We start from the raw sequence: 895 nt of genomic DNA, 5'->3' as shown, positions 1-895 counted from the left end.
CAGTTTAGCTGACGGGATCAAGTCCCACGGGTGCGTCCGTCCTGCCCCGGCTACAATGTAATAATAAGACCATAAAAAATAAGGTCAACCAGAAATATTTAACATCTGGTTAACCTTATAATACGAACGGGTGCGTTAATCCAAGAAGATCCAAGAAGGATTAACGCTCTTTTTGTCTAATTTATTGTATTATGCAGGCAGCATATCTGTAATCAATGAAAATATATTGGGGGGAGAAAATTGAAGTTATTAAAAGTATTTTTATGGTTAGTGTTTGTTCTATACATCGCTGTATTGATTAAAGTAATATTGATTAAATATATGCCGATATCTTATCTTGTGCAAAATTTGGAATTAGGATTAAACCATTTCCAAATGAACTTCGTTCCTTTTGCGACAATTATAAATTACATTGTTTCCGATACTTTCACAGTTAGTGTTCAAAATATCTTAGGGAATATTGTAATCTTTATGCCATTTGGCTTTCTTTTACCTATTTTAATTAGTAGATTTCAAAAGTTTATAACAATATTATTGGTTTCTTTTTGCTTCAGTTTAACATTTGAAATCATTCAATTGCTCTTCCCTATCTTAGGTAGCTTTGATGTTGATGATTTAATTTTAAATACTCTTGGAGCGTTATTAGGGTTTATGTTTTTTACTCTGATTAAGAGGCTAACCCAACGAAATTCAAGATGATATGCTTCTTCACTAACGGGTGCAATCCTTAAAGAAGGATATGCACCCTCTCTTGTTGAATTATACAAATAAACCAGCTAATAGTTGTCAATATATTTCTCTAAAAAACTCAAATTAATTATGATATACTTAATTTTATTCATGCTAAATAACCTTCCGTTATCACCAATCTGGAAGGTTTTGGATTTTTTAGTTA

At 31.3% G+C, this 895-nt stretch carries 1 protein-coding gene; it reads left to right on the top strand.

The features are described from left to right. Nucleotides 1-240 precede the first annotated feature (240 nt). The gene (locus M3210_RS20015) at nt 241-699 is read left to right on the top strand and encodes a VanZ family protein (RefSeq protein WP_251518050.1); all 459 of its coding nucleotides are present in this window, start codon (nt 241-243) and stop codon (nt 697-699) included. The last annotated feature ends 196 nt before the right edge of the window (nt 700-895 follow it).

The sequence above is a fragment of the Oceanobacillus luteolus genome, assembly GCF_023715655.1.
GTDB classification, from domain to species: Bacteria; Bacillota; Bacilli; order Bacillales; family Amphibacillaceae; genus Oceanobacillus; species Oceanobacillus luteolus.
The sequence above is the reverse complement of the archived record's forward strand: the minus strand, read 5'-3'. Positions and strand labels throughout refer to the sequence as shown.